The 23,229-nt window shown below is 46.2% G+C and carries 20 protein-coding genes, 1 pseudogene and 1 riboswitch; of the genes and pseudogenes, 14 read left to right on the forward strand and 7 right to left on the reverse strand.

The genetic code is table 11. From position 1 onward, the window contains the following. Positions 1-59: 59 nt before the first annotated feature. Together BUA14_RS07435 and BUA14_RS07440 are read right to left on the reverse strand one after the other, a co-directional pair. A complete protein-coding gene (locus BUA14_RS07435; RefSeq protein WP_072772016.1) occupies positions 60-1,682 on the reverse strand; it encodes a sigma 54-interacting transcriptional regulator in 1,623 nt (540 codons plus the stop codon). Positions 1,683-1,834: 152 nt separating this feature from the next. After that, positions 1,835-3,928 (reverse strand): glutamine synthetase III family protein, encoded by a 2,094-nt coding sequence (locus BUA14_RS07440; RefSeq protein WP_072772017.1) that lies wholly within the window; start codon positions 3,926-3,928, stop codon positions 1,835-1,837. Between the two features lie 380 nt (positions 3,929-4,308). Here BUA14_RS07440 and BUA14_RS07445 point away from each other — a divergent pair, with 380 nt between their 5' ends. Then, complete coding sequence (locus tag BUA14_RS07445; protein WP_072772018.1) at positions 4,309-6,285, forward strand: methyl-accepting chemotaxis protein; 1,977 nt, start codon at positions 4,309-4,311, stop codon at positions 6,283-6,285. A 146-nt stretch (positions 6,286-6,431) separates the two neighbouring features. Next, positions 6,432-7,262, forward strand: coding sequence for a manganese catalase family protein (locus BUA14_RS07450; RefSeq protein ID WP_072772019.1), 831 nt, complete (start codon positions 6,432-6,434; stop codon positions 7,260-7,262). A 303-nt stretch (positions 7,263-7,565) separates the two neighbouring features. On the opposite strand, the pseudogene tsaA reads toward BUA14_RS07450, so the two are convergent. Continuing rightward, a pseudogene (tsaA, locus tag BUA14_RS07455) lies at positions 7,566-8,180 on the reverse strand (tRNA (N6-threonylcarbamoyladenosine(37)-N6)-methyltransferase TrmO); the annotation flags it as partial. Positions 8,181-8,185: 5 nt separating this feature from the next. After that, positions 8,186-8,374: a CooT family nickel-binding protein gene (locus tag BUA14_RS07460; RefSeq protein WP_015943365.1), complete on the reverse strand. Its 189-nt coding sequence runs from the start codon at positions 8,372-8,374 to the stop codon at positions 8,186-8,188. A gap of 265 nt (positions 8,375-8,639) precedes the next feature. On the opposite strand from BUA14_RS07460, the gene BUA14_RS07465 reads away from it, so the two are divergent. From BUA14_RS07465 to mnmL, 4 genes are all read left to right on the forward strand, one after another. Continuing rightward, complete coding sequence (locus tag BUA14_RS07465) at positions 8,640-8,855, forward strand: tautomerase family protein (protein WP_005817453.1); 216 nt, start codon at positions 8,640-8,642, stop codon at positions 8,853-8,855. A 134-nt stretch (positions 8,856-8,989) separates the two neighbouring features. Further along, positions 8,990-10,153, forward strand: coding sequence for a DVU0298 family protein (locus BUA14_RS07470; protein ID WP_072772020.1), 1,164 nt, complete (start codon positions 8,990-8,992; stop codon positions 10,151-10,153). 39 nt (positions 10,154-10,192) lie between these two features. Continuing rightward, positions 10,193-10,573, forward strand: coding sequence for a VOC family protein (locus tag BUA14_RS07475; protein WP_072772021.1), 381 nt, complete (start codon positions 10,193-10,195; stop codon positions 10,571-10,573). Positions 10,574-10,611: 38 nt separating this feature from the next. Further along, positions 10,612-11,580: a tRNA modification radical SAM protein MnmL/YtqA gene (gene mnmL, locus BUA14_RS07480; RefSeq protein ID WP_072772022.1), complete on the forward strand. Its 969-nt coding sequence runs from the start codon at positions 10,612-10,614 to the stop codon at positions 11,578-11,580. Between the two features lie 78 nt (positions 11,581-11,658). On the opposite strand, the gene BUA14_RS07485 is transcribed toward mnmL, so the two are convergent. Further along, complete coding sequence (locus tag BUA14_RS07485; protein WP_072772023.1) at positions 11,659-11,853, reverse strand: hypothetical protein; 195 nt, start codon at positions 11,851-11,853, stop codon at positions 11,659-11,661. 59 nt (positions 11,854-11,912) lie between these two features. Further along, entirely contained in the window at positions 11,913-13,154 is a 1,242-nt protein-coding gene (gene eam, locus BUA14_RS07490) for a glutamate 2,3-aminomutase (RefSeq protein WP_072772024.1), read from the reverse strand. A 104-nt stretch (positions 13,155-13,258) separates the two neighbouring features. Next, a riboswitch (cyclic di-AMP (ydaO/yuaA leader) is annotated at positions 13,259-13,386 on the reverse strand. A gap of 178 nt (positions 13,387-13,564) precedes the next feature. Here eam and BUA14_RS07495 point away from each other — a divergent pair. The 5 genes from BUA14_RS07495 (at position 13,565) to alr (ending at position 18,717) form a co-directional block, all read left to right on the forward strand. Beyond that, complete coding sequence (locus tag BUA14_RS07495; protein WP_072772025.1) at positions 13,565-14,170, forward strand: GntR family transcriptional regulator; 606 nt, start codon at positions 13,565-13,567, stop codon at positions 14,168-14,170. Between the two features lie 67 nt (positions 14,171-14,237). Beyond that, positions 14,238-15,518, forward strand: a complete 1,281-nt coding sequence (locus BUA14_RS07500) for a histidine kinase (protein ID WP_072772026.1) — start codon at positions 14,238-14,240, stop codon at positions 15,516-15,518. A gap of 20 nt (positions 15,519-15,538) precedes the next feature. Continuing rightward, positions 15,539-15,895, forward strand: coding sequence for a holo-ACP synthase (locus BUA14_RS07505; RefSeq protein ID WP_072772027.1), 357 nt, complete (start codon positions 15,539-15,541; stop codon positions 15,893-15,895). A 135-nt stretch (positions 15,896-16,030) separates the two neighbouring features. Further along, a complete protein-coding gene (locus BUA14_RS07515) occupies positions 16,031-17,596 on the forward strand; it encodes a bifunctional ADP-dependent NAD(P)H-hydrate dehydratase/NAD(P)H-hydrate epimerase (protein ID WP_072772029.1) in 1,566 nt (521 codons plus the stop codon). An 11-nt stretch (positions 17,597-17,607) separates the two neighbouring features. Continuing rightward, positions 17,608-18,717 carry an alanine racemase gene (gene alr, locus BUA14_RS07520; RefSeq protein ID WP_072772030.1) on the forward strand — a complete coding sequence of 370 codons (1,110 nt, stop codon included), beginning with the start codon at positions 17,608-17,610 and terminating at the stop codon, positions 18,715-18,717. A 191-nt stretch (positions 18,718-18,908) separates the two neighbouring features. On the opposite strand, the gene BUA14_RS07525 is transcribed toward alr, so the two are convergent. Continuing rightward, positions 18,909-19,439 (reverse strand): gamma carbonic anhydrase family protein, encoded by a 531-nt coding sequence (locus BUA14_RS07525; protein ID WP_072772031.1) that lies wholly within the window; start codon positions 19,437-19,439, stop codon positions 18,909-18,911. A 292-nt stretch (positions 19,440-19,731) separates the two neighbouring features. Between BUA14_RS07525 and BUA14_RS07530 the strand changes: the two genes are divergently transcribed. The 3 genes from BUA14_RS07530 (at position 19,732) to BUA14_RS07540 (ending at position 23,052) form a co-directional block, all read left to right on the forward strand. After that, positions 19,732-20,748: a 2-hydroxyacid dehydrogenase family protein gene (locus BUA14_RS07530; RefSeq protein WP_072772032.1), complete on the forward strand. Its 1,017-nt coding sequence runs from the start codon at positions 19,732-19,734 to the stop codon at positions 20,746-20,748. Positions 20,749-20,884: 136 nt separating this feature from the next. Further along, a complete protein-coding gene (locus tag BUA14_RS07535; RefSeq protein WP_072772033.1) occupies positions 20,885-22,285 on the forward strand; it encodes a MurT ligase domain-containing protein in 1,401 nt (466 codons plus the stop codon). A 2-nt stretch (positions 22,286-22,287) separates the two neighbouring features. Beyond that, entirely contained in the window at positions 22,288-23,052 is a 765-nt protein-coding gene (locus BUA14_RS07540; RefSeq protein ID WP_072772034.1) for a type 1 glutamine amidotransferase, read from the forward strand. Positions 23,053-23,229: the final 177 nt, after the last annotated feature.

Below are 23,229 nucleotides of genomic sequence, written 5' to 3' on the forward strand. Positions count from 1 at the left end.
TGACAACTTTTTTTATCACATGGTGAAAAAATTTTGCACATTCTACTTATTCCTTTAAATTATCCCTCGGGTTCATCCATCTTGCCAAGTCCATAGGAATTCATTTTATTTAAAATGGTTGTATTGGAAACGCCCAGTATTTTACCCGCCTTACGCGAAGAGGGATGTTCCGCCAGCACCTTAAGTAAAACTTGACGTTCCACTTGAGCAACAATGTCTTTAAGGGGAGGCCAGGGTTCGCCAAAAGGAATGATAAGTTGATGAGCTGTGCTTTCGGATTCAGACACAGGAATCGCCGGAGCCAAGTCTGCCCACTCATAGAAGGAATCGGGCTTGATCTCTGAGTTCGAATTTAAATTAATGATTCTCTCCAGGAGATTCTCCAGTTGACGAACATTGCCGGGCCACTTCTGAGCCATGAGCAAATCCGTGCTTTCCTTGGTGAGGTGCACTTCGGATTTGCCAAGCTTTCTGGCAATCTTTCGGGTTAAGACTTGGGCGATTAAAGGGATATCTTCAGGTCTCTCCCGCAGTGAGGGAATATGCAGGGGAATCACATTGAGACGATAGTAAAGGTCTTCTCTGAATTGTCCTTTATCAATTAATTCCTCGAGATTGCGGTGAGTGGCGGCAATGATTCGTACATCCACAGGAATTTCTTTTGAACCTCCGACACGGCGAATCGTTCCTTCCTGCAATACTCTAAGCAAGCGCACCTGAACCTGAGGCGTGATTTCCCCGATCTCATCGAGGAAAAGGGTGCCCCCGTGGGCTTGCTCGAAAAGCCCTTTTTTGCCCCCTTTAGTTGCTCCGGTAAAGGAGCCTTCCTCGTAACCAAAGAGTTCGCTCTCCAATAAGGTATCCGGTAAAGCCGCACAATTAATAGGGATGAAGGCTTGTTGGGAACGCGGGCTTTCGGCATGAATAGCTTTGGCGAACAATTCCTTTCCTGTGCCGCTTTCCCCCCGCAGCAATATGGTTGAAGTCCCCCGTGCTACTGTTTTAGCAGTCTCAATGAGCTCTCTCATCCGCCGGCTCTCATAGATGATAGTGTCAAAAGATATGGATTGGGGCTTGCGTTCGACTTTGGAAAGGAGCTCTTCCACTTGACGAAAATCCTTGATGGTCATGACTCCGCCAATGATTTGTCCTTTTTTGTTGAAGATGGGGACGCCACTGGTCAAGAAATGAATTAATTTCTGATTTCTGCGGATTTTACGTTCTTTTAGGCTATAAGGGATTCCTGTTTTCAGGGTTTCAAAAATCGGAGCATTTGCTTCAAACAAAAGTTCAGCATCCTGGTTTAGAGCTTTCTCCGGAGTGGTATGAAAGATCCGTGCCGCAACCTCATTAATATGAGTTACTTCATGGTTGGTATTAACCGCGATAATGCCTTCGCTTACTAAATCGAGAATCGTTTTTAATTCCTGCTCGCGCTTCTCATAAGGCATGTAATCGGCCAGCTTCACGGATACGACACCTCGAACGGTGAGAAGGTCCTGAATGAGAGTAGCCAATTTTTCCTGATGGGAGCAACGGAATTTAATCATCATGTGGTGCCCATGGGTGACTTCCATGACGATTTTATCAGCGTTATGATCTTCAAAACGCAGAAATATATCATAACCAAGACCCGGGCGATCAATAAAGTCGATGCGTACGATAAATTCCAGGGATTCCATAGCCGTCACCCTTTCCAACTCTGATTTTGACCAAGGTGAATGATTACAATTCGCCACTATTATAGCATTAACATGTGAATCCTCCTAGAAAACATCCCAAAAAGAAAAAAGCCGGTGATTAACCGGCTAAACAAAGGGTAAGGTGAGATTTGCTATAGTCTAAACAGCATTTTAGTGTAGGAAGGCAAGGGCCACATGTCATAGTCCACAAGTACTTCCAGTTGGTCAGCTGTCTGGCGCAGTTCATTCATGGCTTTAAAGACCACGTCCCGGTAATAGATGCCTTGCTTATAGGCGTCTCCGTGAAGCTGTTTTGCTGCACAGGTTGCATCTTGAAGAGCTTTGGTTTTAAAACTGAGTTCCTTGAGCAAAGGGGATATTTCGTTGAGTAAAGACCTTTGGGCCAGTACCTCTGCTTCAGGGTCCGCTGTGCGGATGGTATTGATAGAATGAGCCAGTTCTGTGGAATAACGCATGACGGCGGGGAGAATTTGGCGCTTGGCAACATCCACCATGGTCAGGGCTTCAATATTGATGGTTTTGGAGTATTGTTCCAAATAAATTTCATAACGGGAGTGGAGTTCGGTGGCACTGAAGACGCCGTGATGTTTAAAGAGTTCAATGGTTTTTTCACTGATCAGGGCGGAAATGGCTTCCACTGTGGAAGAGAGATTGGGCAGCCCCCGCCCTGCGGCCTCCTTAACCCATTCTTCAGAGTAACCGTTGCCATCAAAGATGACACGGGAATGATGGATGGCGATTTCTTGAAGGATAGCTTGAAGCTCTCCATGGAAATCCTCGGCTTTTTCCAAACGGTCAGCCATTCGCGAGAGCACTTCAGCGACGATAGTGTTGATCACTACATTAGGACCGGCAATGGAAAGGGAAGAGGGAACCATACGGAATTCAAATTTATTGCCGGTAAAGGCAAAGGGAGAGGTCCGGTTGCGGTCTGTAGAATCCTTGGGCAGGGACGGCAAGGTGGATACGCCAATGGTCAGTTCGCCGCCCTGTTTGGATGAATTGGGTTTGCCGTTTTTAAGCTGCTCGATAATGTCGGATAATTCATCACCAAGGAAAATGGAAATGATGGCGGGGGGAGCTTCATTGGCTCCCAGACGATGATCATTGCCAGAGTTGGCTGCGGATGCCCGCAAAAGGTCGGCATATTCATCCACAGCCTTGATGACGGCACAAATAAAGGTCAGGAACTGTGCGTTTTCATGGGGTGTCTTACCGGGCTCCAGCAGATTAACTCCTTCATCGGTGCTTAAAGACCAGTTGTTGTGTTTGCCTGAACCGTTGACACCGGCAAAGGGTTTTTCATGAAGAAGACAGGCCAGGCCATGGCGGTTAGCTACTTTGTGCAAAGTATCCATGATGATTTGATTATGGTCTGTGGCAATATTTGTACTGGTGAATATAGGAGCAATCTCATATTGGCCGGGTGCTGCTTCTTTATGTTGGGTTTTGGCCAGGACACCCAGCTTCCAGAGCTCGATATTGACTTCCTGCATAAAAGCGGTAACGCGCTCATTGATGATGCCGAAATAATGGTCTTCCATTTCCTGACCTTTGGGAGGAAGAACACCGAATAGGGTTCGGCCTGTAAGCATGAGATCCAGACGTTTTTGATGGTATTTTTTTTCGATGAGAAAGTACTCTTGTTCGGCACCGACTGTAGGAGTAACCCGTTTGGCTGTGGTGTTGCCGAATAAGCGCAGGATACGCAGGGCTTGTTTAGAGATGGTTTCCATGGAACGGAGGAGGGGGGTTTTTTTATCTAAGGCCTCCCCGGTATAGGAACAGAAAGCGGTAGGAATGCAAAGGATAACTTTGCCTGCATCCTCTCGTAAAAAGGCCGGTGAAGTGCAATCCCAGGCAGTATACCCTCTGGCTTCAAAGGTGGAACGGATTCCGCCGTTAGGGAAGGAGGAAGCATCAGGTTCACCTTTGATCAGCTCTTTACCGGAAAACTCCATAATTACTTTGCCGTCACTGGTGGGGGAAATAAATGAGTCGTGTTTTTCCGCGGTAAAACCGGTCATGGGCTGGAACCAGTGAGTATAATGGGTTGCCCCATTTTCAATTGCCCAATCCTTCATAGCGTTAGCTACTACTTCGGCCACTTCTAATTGCAGGGGAAGGCCTTCATCAATGGTTTTGTGGAGTGCCTTATAGGTATTTTTGGGTAATCTCTCACGCATCACGGCGTCATTAAATACATTTTTACCGAAGAAATCCATCTCTTTATCCTCTCCTTATTACGACTAAACAGAAAAAGACCCCCATTGGACTCTCTTGCGCAAGAAAATCTCTATTGAGCGTCTTAACTCTCGAAAATGCCTTATTCATAAAAATAGCATATCTCATTGCAAAACACAAGATAGGAGCAGGCGTTAAAAATAATAATTTCAGAAGAAATTTTTTCTGGAAAATCCATAGAAGTACTCCTATAGCCTTCCTTCCGACAAGAGTATCCCGAAGGAACCACTGCTCTCGAATAGACTTTTAGCGCTTCACAAAATATTGCCTTTTATTTTCGACATATATTGCCGATTTATTTAAAGATATGTATAATTCGTTGAAAAAGGAAAAAATTTATGTTTCTGAGAGGGGTAAAAGAATGGTTTTCTCGATTAGACAAAAGATAACGGCAGTCATACTTTTTGCAGCCCTGATCCCTACAGCGTTGCTGGGGTACTTTAGCTACAGGGGAGCGAATAATGCGCTGGAAAATGAGCTTAAGAATACAGCAGAACAATCCATGCAGCGTATACAAGATTCCACGACATTGTATCTTGAAGGATATGAACAAAATCTTAAACGGTTGGGAATGGAAGAAGGTATCCTGATTGCCGCCTTGCAGGGGGAAAGTGAGGAGGCTTTGCAGAGCTTCCAACTTTATAAAGAAAGTAACCCTGACATCTTGAATATTTATTTAGGAACAAAGAGTACGGACATGATTGTGTACCCCGCGGCAGAGTTACCTCCGGGTTTTGATCCAACGGCCACGGATTGGTACCGGCAGGCGGCAAACAGCGGGCAGCTTATTTGGACCGAACCCTATGTGGATACAGCGACAAAAAGGTTAGTGGTGTCAGCGGCCAAACCTGTCCTGGACCCATCCACAAAGGAAGTAATCGGGGTGGTGGGCGTTGATATTGCACTCGATACGTTGAGTGTTTTAGTTGGGGATATGAAAATTGGCCGTCAGGGCTATATCTTCCTTTTGGATCAAAGCGGCAAAATTATGACGCATCCTGACCCTACCCTGATTGGGGAAGAGATCCCTGTGGAAGAACTTAAGAAGGCCGTGGTTCAGGAACAAGGAATTGTCGATTATACATATGGTGGAGAAGAACAATTCAGTGTCTTTGCTACTTACCCCAAGACCCAGTGGAAATTCGTTGGCGTATTGGGATATAACGAGATCAATGAAGCGGTCTTCCAAATCCTCAGAAACACTATTATCTATTGTGTAGTTTTTGCCGCATTAGCTATAGTTTTTGGAATATTTGCCACCCGTGGCTTTACTAAAGCCATTAAAGCCTTGTTTGCCTATAGCGAGAAAATTGGTTCCGGAGATTTCACAGTTCGAGCCAAGGCCCTGTCCCGGGATGAAACCGGTGTCTTGACCAACACCTTAAATCAAATGGTTATCCAGTTGGCGGGTCTGATCGGAAATATTAAGCATGTTGCTGAAGAGATGAATACTTCTGCTGAAACGTTGGCAGCCAGTGCCGAGGAGACGATGGCATCCAGTGAAGAGATCAATGCCACGGCAGCTCAGATTGCCGGCGGTGCTTCCGAACAAGCGGTTCAGGCGGAAAAAGGTACCCGAATGGTTACGGCACTTGCCACAAAAATTCAAACCCTCGGGGCGAACTCGGTGGAAATGGTTAACTCCTCCATGGATGCAAAACAGGCCAATGAGCGAGGGCTGCAGTCGGTTGAGCATTTGCGTGTAAAGACGGAAGACAGCAGCTTAGCTGTTGATCAAATCAGTGAAGTGATCCGTAATCTTGATGGTAAATCCCAAGCTATTGGCAGTATTCTTGCTGCAATTACAAATATTGCAGAGCAAACCAATCTCTTGGCTTTAAATGCTTCCATTGAAGCTGCCCGAGCCGGAGAGGCCGGTCGGGGATTCTCCGTGGTGGCAGATGAGATCCGTAAGCTTGCTGAGCAATCTGCCCAATCGGTCCAAGGGATTCAGGGGATTGTGGAAGATATTCAGCGGGAGAGCTATCATGCGGTGGGCGTGATGAAAGAAGTGAAGAATCACTCCGCAGCCACTGTGCAATCCGTGGCGGATGTCAACCAATCCTTTGCTGAGATATCTCAAGCGATGGATGGGATTAGAGAAAAAATCGCTCATACTACGGCTTTGATTCAAGAAATGACCACGGATTCCAATCAAGTTGTCGATGTAATTCAGAATATCTCCGCAGTAACCGAGGAAACCGCTGCCGCATCAGAAGAAGTGAGTGCATCCATGGAGCAAACAGCCGGTGCCTTTAGTAATGTAGTCAAAACGGCAGAAGAGCTTGAGCAGCTGGCCGGAAAATTAAGTCTGGAAATTGCCCGATTCAAAATTTAATTGAGCTAAGCACCAAATTGAAGATTTTGAAAAAGATAGCCCAACAGATTAGAGCATTGTCTGTTGGGCATTTTTATTCGCATAGTTTCTCCCCTTTTGAGGATAATAAATTTGACTAATTATAGCCAAATTAAAGGAGGGTTCGTATGTTTAAACATATTAAAGACATGGAATATACTGTCCGTGTCGATCGCCCCGATCCTCGTTTTGCCAATCTTCTGCTTGAACAGTTTGGTGGCCCCCATGGAGAATTAAAAGCAGCGATGCAATATTTCACTCAAGCTGTTGGCTGCAACGATCCGAAGATTCGGGATATGCTGCAGGATATCGCCGCAGAAGAACTGAGCCATTTTGAAATGGTGGGAGAATGCATTGCCATGCTGCTTGGTCCGACGGATAAAGTATCTCGTGATTTTCCGGCGATTCATATGGCGATCTTAACAGGCGGTCCGATCTTGACTAACGCTATGGGTATTCCTTGGAGCGCAAGCTATATAGAGACCACCGGTGACATCTATGCGGATCTAGCCTCTAATGCATCGGCTGAACTGCGGGCGAAACTCATTTATGAGCGGTTACTCCAGCAAACCGATGACGCCGGCGTAAAAGATATGGTGCGATTTCTCCTCAGCCGGGAAGAAGCCCATAACTTCTCTTTCCTGCAGGCTATCGAAACCCTTAAAGGAACTGGGGTAGACGCGAATTTCAGAGATACCGAGTTTACGAAGAAGTATATGAATCTATCCACCGGTGCAGGGGATTCCCGTGGTCCATGGAATCAAGGCAATGGCATCCAATATGAAGAGAATCCCAATGAAAAGTACGGTGGGCCAGCGGGATATGGTCAGGATCGTAGCGCAGGCGGCAAGGGAGAAATGGGTCCTGGCTATGATGACAGCAGGCGTAATAATCCTCAGTACACTCAGCCCAAAGCCCCTACCCCTAATGTAGCGGGACAGGAAAAACCGGTGCACTAAACTCACACTGGACCGCGATTGGCGGGAGGTTAGCGGCTTTGAATAATGGGTATGTATTGCACTATGAAAATGCTCCCTGAGAAGAGGTAAGCCTGATTCTCCAGGGAGCATTGTTTTAGATTAATGGTTATGGTCGTGAGAGTGTTCATGGGCATGGTCATGAGAGTGCTTATGGGCATGGTCGTGGGAATGGTCATGAGAGTGTTCATGGGCATGGTCATGAGAGTGTTCATGGGCATGGTCATGAGAGTGTTCATGGGGATGGTCGTGGGAATGCTCATGGGCATGGTCATGAGAGTGTTCATGGGGATGGTCATGAGAGTGTTCATGGGGATGGTCATGAGAGTGTTCATGGTTATGGTCGTGAGAGTGTTCATGGGGATGGTCGTGAGAGTGTTCATGGGCATGGTCGTGAGAGTGTCCGTGCTCATGGTCGTGGGGAAGGCCCAGGAAATGCGCCAGGAGGTGCTCCTTGTCGGGAAGGGCATCCATCCAGCCATCATTGGCATCAGCCTTTATATCAATGGACTTAATATAGGGTTTAATATCCAATAAAGGTGTAGCATTATAGGCATCAATGCTGGAAATGAGGATCTCGTTTCCTTCAATTCCTCTAAGCTCCACCACACTTAAGCCGAGAGGGTTGGGGCGGCGGGGAGAGCGGCTGGCAAAAATCCCCACCTCCAATTCAGGTGCGATAGACGGGTTAACTTTTAAACTCTTTTCAGATACCTTGTCAAGATAAAAAAGCAGTGTAATGTAGCGATAAGATGAAAGCTCGCTCAATCCCTCGACATACTCAGGGTTAAGGGAAATCCAGAATTCCCCGGGAGCGTCCTGCACAGGTTGCTCAGGAATCGGAAGTGTTGGTATATAGGGAGTATGAATGGTCCCAATGGGTTTCAAATCAATGTTCATACATATCAACCTTTCTCAAGCACAATGCGATGATTGAGCAAATTCATATCCTTTATACTCGCTCTGATAAACTTTTGCTTGCCGTAAATATCGACGAGCTTCAGCCCTTCGTCATGAGGTTCGATAATATCCACCGCTTCCATAAATAGAACTTCTTCAACACCATCTTTCAAATAAGCATTTGCTTCACACATTGCCATTCCTCCTTATCATGAGTAACCTACCTAAACTATTTTAAAGCCCAATCCTTCCGTGCTGTATATGTTAATGCGAAAAGAGTGCTAAAAAGCCATGGAGATACCATTGTAACGGCAAGACCTCCATGGCCTTATTAATCCATTCCTTTATCATGGTTATTCTCCATTCATTAAAATTTTCCTTCTTTATTTTTACATGTTTCGGTGATAATTCGGGAAGTTTAATAGATGTATTAAGAAGCTTTTTGGAGGTGTCATTTTTATGCCAATGATTCACTTTGATGGTCCTGTACTTACTATGGATCAGAAGCGAAGTCTAATTCATGGAATATCCCAAGCAGCCTCTCAAGCAACAGGATTGCCAATGGCCTCCTTTACTGTTGTTCTCGATGAGCATGAGTACAGCAACTTTGGTATCGGGGGAGAAGTATTGGTTGAGTCTAATTTTTGGGCTAAGGTTAAAGAGATTAAGGACTAAGGATGAGTGTTTTCAATCTGACGAAGCTATAAAGCTAGCGGAAATCTCCGCTAGCTTTATTTTGCTATTGAAAAAATTCCACTTTTAGAGGATGATTAATAAATAGGTCGAGTATCGGAAAAGTGGGTGAAATGATGGAGATGATGGAAAAAATCTTACGGGAACGAAATTGGCAGGACTTGGAGAAGTTGGTTCGTGTCAGCAGTAAAAAAGCAATTCGTACCTTAGTAAACAGGATTTATATAAAGGATGGATTGGTTTTTTGGCGTGCAGTAGAAGCACTGGGGGTTGCTTCCGCTTTGGATGAGAAACAGAAGAAGGATTCTTCTGTGGAACTGGTACGCCGGTATTTTTGGTCTTTGAATGAAGAATCCGGTGGCAATGCTTGGAATGCGGCTGAGGCGATTGGCAGTATCATGGCCTCTAACCCTAAGGAGTGCGGTCACTTTAACTGGATGTTTGCTAATCTTTTGGAAGATGAAAGCTTGCAGGAAGGGGTTCTTTGGGGGGTGCTTAACCTCTCCATTAATGCTCCCGAAGTGGTGGACCCCTTAATGGAGAGGGTGTATCCTTTTCTCGAAGCCCGGGATGCCAACCAGAGAGGGCTGGCGGTCTGGATTTTTTCTTTGATGAAAGCCTGTCCCTCAGCCAATGAACGGTGGGAGATTGGGGAGGAATTGCATAAGATACTTATTCAGGATCAAGAGATGGCTGAAATCTATTTGGAAGGGGAATATTACCATTTTCCGGTCTCTGTATTATTAGGAAAAGAGATAATTGCTTTCTCTGCCAGAGAATATGAGCAAGCAGATTTCACCTGGAGTATCAGCGTGGCCAGTTCTCAGAAAGGCCTTTGCTGGGTAGGTTTAGGGACTCCGGAAAAAGAGGAAGGTGAAGTAAGAGCGTGGGCGCGGAAGCGTATGCCTGGAGCATTGGTTATTCCTCGTGCTCTGCCTAATCAAAAGGTTATGGAGCAGTTGGAAGAATATTTTTCAGGTATCCGCCAAGATTTTAATCTTCCCTTGGACCCCAGGGGAACAGATTTTCAACTTAAAGTATGGGAAGAGCTGTGCAGAATACCCTATGGGGAAACTCGCAGTTATGGCGAGATTGCTCAAAATATTGGCAACCCTAAAGGCCAAAGGGCCGTAGGTTTGGCGAATAACAAGAATCCCATAGCCATCATCATACCCTGTCATCGGGTAGTAGGTAAAAAGGGCGATTTGGTGGGATATGCCAGTGGTCTTGATCATAAAGTGCGGCTTCTCGACTGGGAAGCAGCCCATCGTCACCAATAAGGCTCTATAAGTGGCAGTTTAAATAGTGGAGGTATTGAATTGAGCGAGAAGAAATTGTTCCAAGGTTTAGCTCATATTGGGATTAAAACAATCGATATGGATCAGGCTGTTGCCTTTTATTCTGAGGTGCTTGGCTTTGAACTCATCGAGCGGATAAAACCCGGGGATGTGGAGCTTGTTTTTATGAAGCACGGGGAAACCGTTGTTGAGCTGATTGAAATCAATGACCAAAGGAAATTCGGAGATGGCGTGGTCAACCATCTGGCACTGGGAGTAAAAGATATCTTTCAGGCGGTAGCCTGGTTGAAGGATCACCATGTAGAATGTATTGATGAAGAACCTCGTGAGATGGAAGGAGGACGCTATAATTTTTTCTTTAGAGGTCCCTCAGGTGAGAAACTGGAGCTATTCCAGGGATAATCAGCAGCTCAGCCGAGGAAATGGGAGGCAATACCAAGTTGAGTTACGGTAGGGAAGAAAAATCAAACTTTAATTGGCAAAATGGGGATAAACGTTATTTCACTTTAAACCAACATTTGCGCCATGTTTTTGGTGACAAAGTGTTCAAGGTATCCCTTGATGCAGGATTTACCTGTCCTAATCGGGATGGCCGGGTTGGAACGGGAGGCTGCATTTATTGCAGCGCGAGAGGTTCCGGGGACTTTGCCGGTCAGGCGGAGCAATCGATTCATGAACAATTCTGTGAAATCAAGGAGGTCATGAACCGGAAATGGTCCAGTGCCAAATATCTGGCTTATTTTCAGGCTTATACCAATACCTATGCCCCACTGAAGCGCTTGCGGGAGGTCTATGAGCAAGCTTTGGCGGAGGAGGGAGTGGTCGGTCTGTCCATTGCCACCCGTCCGGATTGTTTACCGTTTGAGGTGCTCGATTATTTGGAAGAGCTCAATCAGCGAACTTATCTCTGGGTGGAGCTGGGCCTGCAAAGTATTCATGATCGGACCATGGAATGGGTGGGGAGAGGACATACTTATAAGGATTTTCTTCAGGGTTTGGATAAGCTCCGCCGAAGAAACATACGGGTCTGTGCCCATATGATTTATGGGCTGCCGGGGGAAACCCTTGAGGATATGTTCAGCTCAGCACAAACTTTAGCCAAACTCGATGTGCAGGGAGTTAAGCTGCATCTTTTGCATGTGTTGCAGGGTACACCTTTGGCTGATATCTATGAGCAGAGCCCTTTTCCCTTACTCACTCAGGATGAGTATATCCAGCTGATTTGCGATACACTGGAGATCCTGCCTGAACAGACGGTTATTCACCGCTTGACTGGAGATGCTCCCCGAAAGGATTTGCTAGCCCCTCTGTGGAGTCTGAAAAAATGGGAAGTCCTTAATGCCATTGACCGGGAACTGGAAAGAAGGGGAACATGGCAGGGGAAAAAGGTGCAAAATAAAAACGGCTGACACCACCCATTCAATTAACGAAGTGGAATTAGCCGTAACTAGTTTAGCAACACAAGTTTTTGGACTTTGGTTAGATTATTAACCTTTCTCGAATAGTTTGGTGTGACTTTGAACATGGGGATAGTATGGATTCGCCGGAGAGGAGTCACTCTTATCCCGTTGAGAAGGAGTTCTAAGGGCAGGCGCTAAAGAGAGATAGCGCTTTAAGCTGTCGGTATGGGTCTGGAGGATGGCTTGATAAACTGGGTCAGGGGTTAGTTTTTGTGAATTCATACCGATTCCTCCTAACATAATTATTTGGACTTATTATTTCACCTTAGGTGGAAATTAGTTTAATGATTAGGATAATGCACAACTTTACCTTCCCAGGTTCTTATGACTGCTTCTTCATCGTTTAGGGAAATAAGGTATTGTGGTAAGATGGGGGTTTTGCCACCGCCTCCCGGGGCATTAATAATATAGGTCGGAATGGCCAAACCGGAGGTGTAGCCGCGTAAGCTTTCCATAATTCTTAACCCGTCCTGAATACGGGGAATAAAGTGGCTCGTGCCTTTAACATTTTTGGCGTGGAAAATATAGTAGGGGCGAACGCGAATTTTAAGAAGTTCTTGGTTAAGGCGTTTCATAATCTCTGGTTGGTCATTGATTCCTTTGAGAAGAACTGCTTGGTTGCCCAAGATGACTCCCGCTTTAATTAAGCGATCAGCAGCTTTTTTGGTTTCCTCAGTCACCTCTTGGGGATGATTGAATTGAGTATTGATATAAAGGGGTGGATATTTTTCAAGAATAGCGCAGAGCTCATCGGTAATGCGCATGGGCAGAGTGACGGGAACCCGGGTGCCGATACGTTTGATCTCCACATGCTTAATTTCATGCAATTCCCCCAATAACCAGTCCAGCATTTGATCGCTGAGAAGGAGGGCATCGCCGCCGGTGACCAGCACATCCCGAATCTCTGGATTGGAGCGTATATAATCCAAGGCGGCCTCCAGGTTAGCACGAGTTTCATGGAGGTCAATTTCACCGATATTCCGTCGGCGTTGGCAGTGCCTGCAATACATAGCACATAAATTGGTTACATTAATAATGAGGCGATCCGGGTAACGACGTGTGATGCAAGGCGCAGGGGATGTATACTCTTCTCCCATGGGATCTACTTCTCCGGAATCGTCGAGGATTTCTTCCACAGAAGGGAGACTTTGCAGACGGATGGGATCCCGAGGATCATCTTTATTGATCAGGCTTAAATAATAGGGTGAAACAGCCCAACGATAGACCTTGCCTACTTCGTTGATTTCATGTCTTTGCTTTGGGGTTAGGGGAAGCAGGGTGCTCAAGTTCTCAGCATCCTGAATGCGGTTTTTAAGCTGCCACTTCCAATCCTGCCAATCCTCCAGGTCGGCATCCAACTGATCCAATATAAAGTCTCGGTTTTCATTAAATTCTTCGCTCAAGGCAAGGCCGCAGGGAATCGTTTCTTTGCGCTTGTTGTAGGATTGAACTTTTTGTTTTAATTCCAAAGCCCTTGCTTGTGAAGCCTGTCTTGGGTTAGGGGGGAGAAATTCTACTGCCATAATGATTGCCCTCCTCTATTTGCAGATATAAAATAAGTCTTCAGAATCAAAAAAGAACCTCTCGGTTCCCAAGAAAAAGCATATTACATAATCAGGTGTTTACGCCTCATGTGCTTCAATGCTTACGAGGTTAGCTGACGGGTTCGAGCTGAAACATGCTCTACGTTTAAAACGATTCACCCCTGAATTGGTTCCCCCGTTTTCCCCTTGGGAAATTAAGCCCATATTAAGTTGCATAACTAACAACTTAATAGTATCATATGGGTTGGTGGCAGTCAATTGTATATTTTGTACATATGTTTATTTTGTATATAGGTTATCTTAGTAAAATTTATTGTGTAAGAATTTGTAGCTTATTTTAGTAGCAGAATTAAAGGTTAATGATAAGATGAATCAAGGAGAGGAATCCGATGGAATATAATGCACGTTATCAGGAAATTGCGATAGATATTGCTCATTCTATCGTTATGGGAGAATACCGGGAAGGGGAAAAAATTCATGGACGCTCTACTTTAGCGGGGCGTTATAATGTATCTCCGGAGACTATCCGGCGCTCCATTGCTATCCTCCAAACGATGGGCGTAGTCATGGTAAGCCAAGGGGTAGGGATTACGGTAGTCTCCAAAAGCATGGCGGAAAAATTTATGAGGGGTTTTGACCAGAAAGCAGAAATTCAGGTCTATTTTGATGAACTGAAAAAACTTATGGAACAAAGACGTGAGATCGATCAGAAGATCGATGCCCATCTCACCAAAATCGTGAACTATACAGATCGTTTGGCCAGCCGTTGGATGGATGTGGCCGAAATTGAAATCGCCAAAGGCTCCAGCGCCAAGGGCAAAACTTTAAGTGATTTAAAATTGAGGGAGAAGACAGGTTTAACGGTTGTGGCTGTGGTCAGAGGGGGAATCGAGCAATTTTCTCCGGGAGCGGAGTTTATCCTGGACGACGGAGATATCCTGCTGGCGGTAGGCTCTGAACAAGGTAAAGAAAAACTTCAGGAAATCCTTCGCTAGAATACAGGAAGTGGATAGCCATCTGTCGAAATTCTCTATGAATTCTAGAGGACATGAGGGATGATGGATGATCTTTGAAAGCATAGTCATACTCGGCGTGGAGTTGATGCTGGTCTTAGTAACAGGCCAGATGAATCTGTTAATTTTATTTTTAATCGGTAATACATTTTTTCTTTTATATCACTTAAATCTGGAATATAAAAAAGCTGCCCGGCAGGCCACAGAGCGAAACGCGGAACTCAGCTTTAAAATAGCCAACCAGACCCTTCCTTACTTGCGCCGGGGGCTTAATGAACAAAACGCAGAGTACATCGCTAAAATCATTCAAGAGATTGGCCAAGTGGCGGCTGTTTCGATCACAGATTGTGAAAAGCAGCTGGCCTATTTGGGTGTGGGATGCGATCAGCATCATCCGGGAGATAAGATTCTTACCCGGGCAACCCGGGATGTGATCCAATCCGGGGTTTATAAGATAGTGCGAACGCAAAAAGAGCTGAATTGCCCCAGACAAAACGTCTGCGATTGTCCACTGGCAGCGGCTGTCATCGTACCTCTGAAGTGTCAGGGGGAAGTAGTGGGAACCATGAAGCTGTATGAAACTAAGGATGGGCAGCTCTCATCGGATCTTATTCGCTTAGCTCTTGGGATGGCTGATCTCCTGGGGATTCAGATTGAATTAGCAGAGCTTGATCACCAGGCGAAACTGGCTGCGGAAGCACAACTGAATGCCTTGCAAGCTCAAATCAATCCCCATTTCTTTTTCAATGTTCTCAATACTATTATTGCCACCAGCCGTACCAGCCCCAATCGTTCACGACGATTGCTGATTCATCTTGCGGAATTTTTCCGCAAGGCCCTCAAATCCCACGGAAGCTTGATTACTTTGCGAGAGGAAATGAGCTTTGTCAAGACCTACTTAATTCTCGAAAAAGCTCGCTTTGGGCGTAAGCTTCATTTTAAAGGAGAGATTCCCGAAGAGCTCATGGATGCTTTGGTCCCGCGTTTAAGCGTTCAGCCCCTGGTGGAAAACGCCGTTAAACATGGGATTACGGAGAAAATCGGCAATGGAGTCGTCTCCGTGAAAGTGGAGCAAAAAGGTCAGGAGCTGTATATTATTGTGGGGGATGATGGCGTGGGAATACAGCCGGAACGTCTCCAGGAAGTGTTAAAACCCGGTGTTGGTTCAGGTAATGGAGTGGGCATGGCTAATGTCCATGAACGTTTAATTGGTCATTATGGTGAGGAGTATGGTTTGCAGATTGAGAGTCAACCTAATATCGGCACGACTGTAACCATGCATTTGCCCTTAACCACGATGGAAGATGAGGATATGTTGGAAAGGGCGTAAGGATTTTTAGGAGGTTTATAATGATCCCAGGAGTGGATATTGTCGAAATTCAGCGCTTTGCTAAAGCTTGTGAGCGAACACCTAAGCTTCGGGAGCGTTTGTTTACGGAACGTGAAATTGAGAATTTACAGCATAAAGCGATATCCAGCTGGGCGGCGCGTTTTGCGGGTAAAGAAGCGGTCCTTAAAGCTTTAGGGACAGGACTAAGAGGTCTTTCCTGGCATGATATTGAGATCCTCAGCAATGATTTAGGGGAACCTGCTGTATTCCTTACGGAAAAGGCTGAGATAGTATTGCATAGACGGGGAGGATCCCAGATCCGCATAAGCCTTTCCCACGAGAAAGAGTACGCTGTAGGAATGGCCATACTTTTTTAGCACTGTCAGAAAATATAAGCTTGCGCTATATACTTTCTAAGCATAAGTGCAACCAGCGACTTTGCCTCATTTAAGAGCATGCGTTTAAAGCACGGCGAAGCCGGGTTTTCTATAAAGTTAGGTGGGGGTGGAGCGATGAGAGTGGTCAGTGCCCAACAAATGCGCGAACTGGAAGAACGGGCGATTCGGGATTTTGGTATACCCAGTTTATTGCTCATGGAAAATGCAGCTTTGGCAGTGATTCAAGAAGTCCGTCAAATGCTTGAAGACCGGCATATTCAACTGTCGGCGGGAAGAGCTACGGTCTTTGTAGGCAAAGGCAATAATGGCGGGGATGGCTTAGCCGTTGCCCGGCATCTCTTGATCTTAGGGATGGATATAACCGTCTATTCTTTCGCCAGGGCTGAAGAATTCAAAGGTGATGCAGCCCTCAATTATCGGCTGTACCAAAATACCGGGGGTAAGCTCTTCACTATTGAGGGAGAAAAACAGCGCAGACTGGTAAGAATATCTCTTGCCCAGGCTGATGTGATCATAGATGCTATTTATGGGACGGGTTTTCGCGGTGCTTTGCCCAGTTTAATTGAGGAGTATGTGGAAGAAATCAACCGTGCTCAGGCACCTGTTATCGCCGTAGATATTCCCAGTGGCGTGGAAGCAGATACGGGAAAAGTCTACCGTAAAGCGATCATGGCTAATGCCACGGTCACCTTTGGTCTGCCCAAACTCGGTCATTTTTTAGGGATAGGACCCGAATATGCAGGTCGGGTCAGCGTGGATCCTATTTCCATTCCGGAACGCTTCCTGGATGATGAAAAGCTGACTACATCTATATTGACTGAGGATGTGCGTCAATATTTACCTATCCGCAGTCTGCAGGGACATAAAGGGACCCATGGCCGGGGGATTTTGGTGGCAGGTTCGGAAGGAATGACCGGCGCCGCTTTGTTGGCTGGCAAAGCTGCCCTGCGCTCGGGAATAGGTTTATTGCAGATGGTTGTTCCCCGTGGACTTGCCGAAGGAATCGATCTTGCTTTGACAGAAGCTACGGTTTGGGGTGCGGAAAGTGAAAAGGCCCTCAATGGCAATGCCTGGCCTGTTATTTACGAACGGGCGGAGCAGGCCCAGGCCTTAGCCATAGGCCCGGGATTAGGGCAAGATCCTGAATTGCTGCTGGTCATAGAGGAAGTTCTGCGCAATCTGCCTCTTCCGGTAATCCTGGATGCCGATGCTTTGAATGTTTTGGCCAAGGAACCTGGAATTCTGGGTTGGCGCCAGGGCCGGGGGCCTTTAATCCTTACTCCTCATCCCGGCGAGATGGCTCGCTTGTGCGGATGCACAACGGAAGAAGTGCAGGCCAATCGGCTTGAACTGGCCATAAATAAGGCTGTAGAATGGGAAAGTATCCTTGTTCTTAAAGGAGCGATTACTATTATTGCTGCCCCGGATGGGCGGGCATTTCTTAACCCTACCGGTAATCCAGGATTAGGGACCGGAGGGACGGGAGATGTGCTTACAGGGAGTATCCTGGCCTGGTTGGCCCAAGGGGTAGAGCCTTTAGCTGCAGCCTGTCTGGGGGTATATCTCCATGGCAAGGCAGCGGATCAATTGACCGGTGAATTCGGTTTAAGCGGATATACAGCCGGTGAGGTGGCGGATCAGCTGCCCAAGGCACGGAGAAGTCTGGAAAATAATCATTAAGGAGGGGCACCATGGAACATAGACCGGTTTGGACAGAAATCAATTTACAAGCACTGCAGAGGAATTATGACCGGATTCAGGCCTTGACTGAAAGTGAAATCATGCCGATAGTCAAAGCTGATGCATACGGACATGGAGCCTTACAAGCAGTAGAAGCATTTTATGAAAAAGGTGCCCGTCGTTTCGGAGTTGCCTTATTGAATGAAGCTTTGGAGCTTAAAAGAGCGTATCCGGATATCAAAGTTATGCTCATCGGTTCTTTACCCGAAGAATCCATAGAGACAGTTGTTAAAGAAGATATTATTTGCGGGGTGTATCAGTTAGATCAAGCAGTACTTTTAGCGAAAGAAGCAGAGAGACAAGGCAAGAAGGCAGTAATTCATCTTAAAGTGGATACAGGAATGGGGCGCATTGGCTTTAGAGAAGAGGATTGGGAAGAGCTTTTCGGCTGTACCAAGCTGCCTGGTCTTTACATAGAGGGAATTTATACTCATTTTGCCACGGCGGATCATAGTGATCTGAGGTTTGCCCGGGAGCAACTGAGGAAATTTTTAGTGATGTGTGATAAAATCAAAGCCCAGGGAATTCATATCCCCATCCGGCATGCGGCCAACAGCGGAGCTCTGCTGCAGTTGCCGGAGGCTCATCTGGATATGGTGCGGCCGGGGATTATTCTTTATGGACTTCCTCCCTCCCAGCATGTCGGCAATGATTTAGGTCTGGAGCCCGTACTTTCCTGGAAAGCCAAAATCAGTCATATAAAGGTGGTCCCCCAAGGGGAAACCATCAGCTATGGCAGAACCTTCAGAACCGCCTATCCCACCCGCGTGGCGACGATTCCCCTTGGTTATGCCGATGGTCTGCGCCGGAATCTATCCAATAAGGGTGAAGTTTTAATTAAAGGCAGAAGAACCACCATGATCGGGAGAGTCTGTATGGATCAGACCATGCTGGACGTCACGAAAATACCGGAGGTTCAGGTAGGGGATGTGGTTACCCTACTCGGCATGGATGGTTATGAACGGATCGATGCCACGGAAATGGCCGATTGGTTGGATACTATAAATTATGAGATTGTGTGTGGAATATCGAAGCGAGTCCCGCGAGTGTATATAAAGTAAAATGCGCTCTTTATCTTTCAGTATAATAAGGGTTAGAAAACGGGGTCTGTCCGAAACCAGTACGTGCGTACTGATTTCGGACAGACCTTTTTTCACTGCAACTGGAAAAGCAAAAGGCTTCGCATGGTTCTACAGCAAAGTAGTATTGCGAAGCCTTAATTTAAGGTTTGTCTATGGATTGGCCAACGAAGTTAAACGTTTGTTGGAGAAAAGGGGATGTTCTTCCGGTGCTCCTCTGCTCTTTGGGTGTAGTGGCGGGCTGTTGTTTTAAGGTCGTTTACTTCATCAGGGGTGAGCTCTCTTACCACTTTAGCTGGTGATCCCATAATCAGAACATGCGGGGGAAACTGTTTGTTCTCTGTGATGAGGGAGCCTGCAGCCACCATAGATCCCTCCTCAATAATGGCTCCGTTAAGAATCGTGGAACCCATGCCAACCATGGATCCTTTCTTAATGGTACACCCATGTAGAGTTACGGAGTGACCTATGGAAACATCATTTTCAATGATCACGGGTACATTAGTATTAACATGGATTACGGAGAGATCCTGAATATTTGTTCTTTTACCAATGTAAATGGAAGCTATATCACCGCGAATTACGGAATTGTACCAAATGCTGGCACCCTCATCGATATGGACATCGCCGATTATTTTTGCTCCATCGGCAATGAAGACATCCTTACCCAGCCTGGGGCGTCTGTCCATATAAGAATAGAGCACGGATTTTCCCTCCTGTCTTTTGCTCAATATAACTACATCATAGATACATCACAAATACGTTTTACCAAAAGGAAATTGGCTATTAAATTATAAGATGATTTTTGAGGACTGTCCAGCACAGGTATACAGATTTAAGATAATTATCTGAACTATCTCTTTTATTGGAACGTTTTTAAATTTAACAGTTTTTCAAAGATAAAAGCTTTTTTTCCAAGTATTGTCTTTGGGTGAGTGCTATGGTATTTTAGAATCAACAAAGAGTGTTTTACATTGCGGAAGATGGTTTTAATATATGAAACAAAGCGTAAATTCAAACAGAAAAAAGGTGTTTATTACAGGAAGGATTCCTTCACTTGCTTATGAGATTCTCTCTAAAGAATTTGATGTAACCATGCATGATGATTTGCGGCTATTGAGTAAGGAGGAAATCATTGCCGGTCTGAAAGGCAAGGATGCTCTGCTCTGTCTCTTGTCCGATACGATTGATAAGGATATTATCGAATCTAATCCCCAGTTGAAAGTGAGCGCCAATTATGGTGCCGGTTATAACAATATTGATATTGTTGCGGCAGGGGAAGCCAATATTCCTGTAACCAACACTCCGGATGTTTCCACGGATGCTACAGCAGATCTAACCCTCGGCCTTATTCTGGCCATCGCCCGCCGTATTGTTGAAGGGGATAAAGAGACCCGTGCCGGACGCTTTAAAGGTTGGGCTCCTTTGTACCATCTGGGAGTGGACGTTACAGGCAAGACCCTCGGGATTATCGGCATGGGGAATATTGGGAAGGCTATTGCCCGGCGGGCGAAAGGTTTTGATATGAAAATCGTCTATACCAGCCGAACACGCCTCTCAGAACAGCAGGAAAAGGAGCTGGGGTTCACCTATATGTCTTTGGAAGATGTGTTGAAAACTGCGGATTTTGTAAACTTAAGCTTAAGCTATAGTCCTGCCACTCATCATATGGTCGGTGCTAAGGAGCTGGAAACCATGAAGCCTTCGGCCTATCTGATCAATACCGCTCGGGGGCCTTTGGTCGATGAGAAAGCTTTATTGAAGGCTCTGGAAAATAAAAGCATTGCTGGAGCCGCTCTGGATGTGTATGAGTTTGAACCTCAGATCACGGCAGGGCTGGAAAAGCTGGATCAGGTCATCCTTACTCCTCATATCGGCAATGCTACTGTTGAGACCAGGGATGCCATGGCCGAGACTGCCGCTGGAAATATTGCCGCTGTGCTGAGAGGGGAAGCCCCTTTGACTTGCGTCAATCAGGATTATTTGAGTAAGACGATTATGGCTGCTAAATAAGAGCCTTGCAGGGAACGGCGAAGTCCGTTCCCTGTTCCATTTTCAAGTAGTTCTGACAGGAACCTGTGTGTAATCCTTGATATAGTCCCTTAAGGAATGCTAAAATTGGGACATCGGGTGAAAAGGAGATACAGGCGTGAGACGAAAAAGTCGTTTTTGGCTTGCCCTATGGGCGGGCAAGAGCATGAGCAGTATATTAAAGCTGCTGGGCAAAAAAGGAACAACCCTGCCTGGCAAAATAGCTTTGCAGATTGAACCCCAGCTCATGGGCATGCTGAGCAGTGCTTATACGGATGGGATTATTATGGTGACAGGAACCAACGGCAAGACTACCACAGCCAACCTCCTGGCCCAGATACTCAAGGCGGACGGGAAGATCTTTGCCTTTAATCAGGCGGGGGCTAACTTAGTCACAGGGATTACCGGGGCGTTGCTGACCAATACCGGTTGGGGGGGACGATCCAAAGTAAAGATGGCTCTTTTGGAAGTGGATGAGGCTACGGTACCGAAATTCTGTCAGCAGGTTACCCCTCATGTCGCCATCGTAACGAATTTTTTCAGGGATCAGCTAGATCGCTATGGAGAACTTGATACTACCATTAAACTGGTCCGGGACGCTATTTCCCCTCAAACTCATTTGATTCTTAATGCTGACGATCCCCTGGTAGCTCAATTCGGCCGGGAGCGAATCCATACCTTATATTATGGGGTGGAGCAGACCCCGGATAGTAAGACCTACAGCACAGAGACTCGGGAGGCGAGGTTCTGCCCTCATTGCGGAGCAGAGTTGGTCTATACTCTTTATCATTATGGACAATTAGGGATCTATGCCTGCCCTTGCGGTTATCAGCGTCCAGAGCCCCCTGTACTGGCTCAGAATGTCAAAGCGGGGGAAGACGGAATCCAATTTAGGGTGGAGCCGACTTCCTATTCCATAGCCTTGCAAGGATACTATAATCTTTACAATGCTTTAGCTGCCATGACGGCAGCCAAGCGTATAGGAATAAAAGACCGGGAGATTCAGAGAGGCTTAAGTGAATTTATACCACAGGCCGGCCGCATGGAACAATTCATCCTGCCCCAAGGAGCGGTTACTTTGACCCTGGTCAAGAATCCCACCGGCTTTAATCAAGTGATTCAGACCGTATTAAGCCGTAAAGAGCATCCTATTCGGCTGCTCATCGGCATCAATGATTTAGCGGCCGATGGCCGGGATATTTCCTGGCTGTGGGATGTAGACTTTGAGTGTTTAGGCCGGGAGGAGGGGCGGATTCAAAGAATTGTCTGTTCCGGGCTGCGGGCAGAGGATATGGCGGTCCGTCTCAAATATGCAGGAGTGCCGGCAGACAAGTTGCACCTTGAACGGGAAATGAGCAATGCTCTGGAAAAGTTATCTGAGGGCTTGGCAGGCCAGGCAACGATCTTTATCCTCCCTACCTACACCTTGCTTTTTCCCACACGGGAGCTTCTGGCCAATAGGCAGATTAAGGGCCGCGAGCTGAATTCAAGGCAACAAATCCAAAGAGGGGAGGGGTAAATTTGAAAATCAAACTCGGCCATCTCTATCCGGATTTGTTGGATCTCTATGGGGATCGAGGAAATATTCTGGTCTTAGAAGCACGAACCCGTTGGCGTGGGTTAGATTTTGAGGTTCAAAATGTTTCTTTAGGGGAACAGATTGATTTTCATGCTTTGGATATCTTATTTCTCGGGGGAGGATCGGATCGGGAACAAAACATACTCGTGGCTGACCTGATGGGGCGGGTTGAAGAATTAAAGGCAGCCATTGAAGATGGACTGGTGGTATTATCCATCTGTGGTGGTTATCAGCTTCTGGGTCAATACTATCAGACCGCTGAGGGGCAGAGGATTCCTGGTTTAGGGATTCTGGATCTCTGGACCGTGGCCGGTGCCAACCGCTTGATCGGCAATGTGGTGGTGAATTTAGAGCTTGAAGAGCTGGCAGAAGTGAATTCCGACTCCCTGTCTACTTTGGTAGGATTTGAAAATCATTCGGGGAGAACTTATCTTGGCCCTGGACTAGAACCCCTAGGTAAGGTCATCCATGGTCATGGGAATAATGGTGAGGATCAAGGAGAGGGCCTGCGTTATAAGAATGTCTTCGGGACTTATTTGCATGGGCCCCTGCTGCCTAAGAATCCTCATTTTGCAGATGTGCTGTTGAAATTAGCTATGGAAAGAAGAGGAGAAGCTGGGAACTTAACTCTTTTAGATGATCAATTAGAAAGACTTGCCCATGAAACTGTAGTGGAGCGAATTCTTGCCAAGCAGAAGAAAATTTAGCAGAATGCAGATTGAGAGTATATCATTGAGGCTATACTCATATAATAGATATAATCCCGAAAAATAAGCTAATTAATGGGGAAAACAAAGTGATGCCAAAATTTACATGGCAAATAAGGCTGATTTGAAGGTTTTTTAGCTTATCTCAACGTCATACTTCGTTGACACTTTTTAGGG

This window comes from Desulfitobacterium chlororespirans DSM 11544, from assembly GCF_900143285.1.
GTDB lineage: Bacteria > Bacillota > Desulfitobacteriia > Desulfitobacteriales > Desulfitobacteriaceae > Desulfitobacterium > Desulfitobacterium chlororespirans.

Excerpts from the sequence above, each read along its gene's own strand:
- BUA14_RS07515 (WP_072772029.1), top strand. The coding sequence starts at position 16,031 with ATGAGAGTGGTCAGTGCCCAACAAATGCGCGAACTGGAAGAACGGGCG.
- BUA14_RS07530 (WP_072772032.1), top strand. The coding sequence starts at position 19,732 with ATGAAACAAAGCGTAAATTCAAACAGAAAAAAGGTGTTTATTACAGGA.
- BUA14_RS07445 (WP_072772018.1), top strand. The coding sequence starts at position 4,309 with ATGGTTTTCTCGATTAGACAAAAGATAACGGCAGTCATACTTTTTGCA.
- BUA14_RS07500 (WP_072772026.1), top strand. The coding sequence starts at position 14,238 with ATGATCTTTGAAAGCATAGTCATACTCGGCGTGGAGTTGATGCTGGTC.
- BUA14_RS07495 (WP_072772025.1), top strand. The coding sequence starts at position 13,565 with ATGGAATATAATGCACGTTATCAGGAAATTGCGATAGATATTGCTCAT.
- alr (WP_072772030.1), top strand. The coding sequence starts at position 17,608 with ATGGAACATAGACCGGTTTGGACAGAAATCAATTTACAAGCACTGCAG.
- BUA14_RS07470 (WP_072772020.1), top strand. The coding sequence starts at position 8,990 with ATGGAGATGATGGAAAAAATCTTACGGGAACGAAATTGGCAGGACTTG.
- BUA14_RS07465 (WP_005817453.1), top strand. The coding sequence starts at position 8,640 with ATGCCAATGATTCACTTTGATGGTCCTGTACTTACTATGGATCAGAAG.
- BUA14_RS07440 (WP_072772017.1), bottom strand. The coding sequence starts at position 3,928 with ATGGATTTCTTCGGTAAAAATGTATTTAATGACGCCGTGATGCGTGAG.
- BUA14_RS07505 (WP_072772027.1), top strand. The coding sequence starts at position 15,539 with ATGATCCCAGGAGTGGATATTGTCGAAATTCAGCGCTTTGCTAAAGCT.
- BUA14_RS07485 (WP_072772023.1), bottom strand. The coding sequence starts at position 11,853 with ATGAATTCACAAAAACTAACCCCTGACCCAGTTTATCAAGCCATCCTC.
- BUA14_RS07450 (WP_072772019.1), top strand. The coding sequence starts at position 6,432 with ATGTTTAAACATATTAAAGACATGGAATATACTGTCCGTGTCGATCGC.
- BUA14_RS07435 (WP_072772016.1), bottom strand. The coding sequence starts at position 1,682 with ATGGAATCCCTGGAATTTATCGTACGCATCGACTTTATTGATCGCCCG.
- eam (WP_072772024.1), bottom strand. The coding sequence starts at position 13,154 with ATGGCAGTAGAATTTCTCCCCCCTAACCCAAGACAGGCTTCACAAGCA.
- BUA14_RS07460 (WP_015943365.1), bottom strand. The coding sequence starts at position 8,374 with ATGTGTGAAGCAAATGCTTATTTGAAAGATGGTGTTGAAGAAGTTCTA.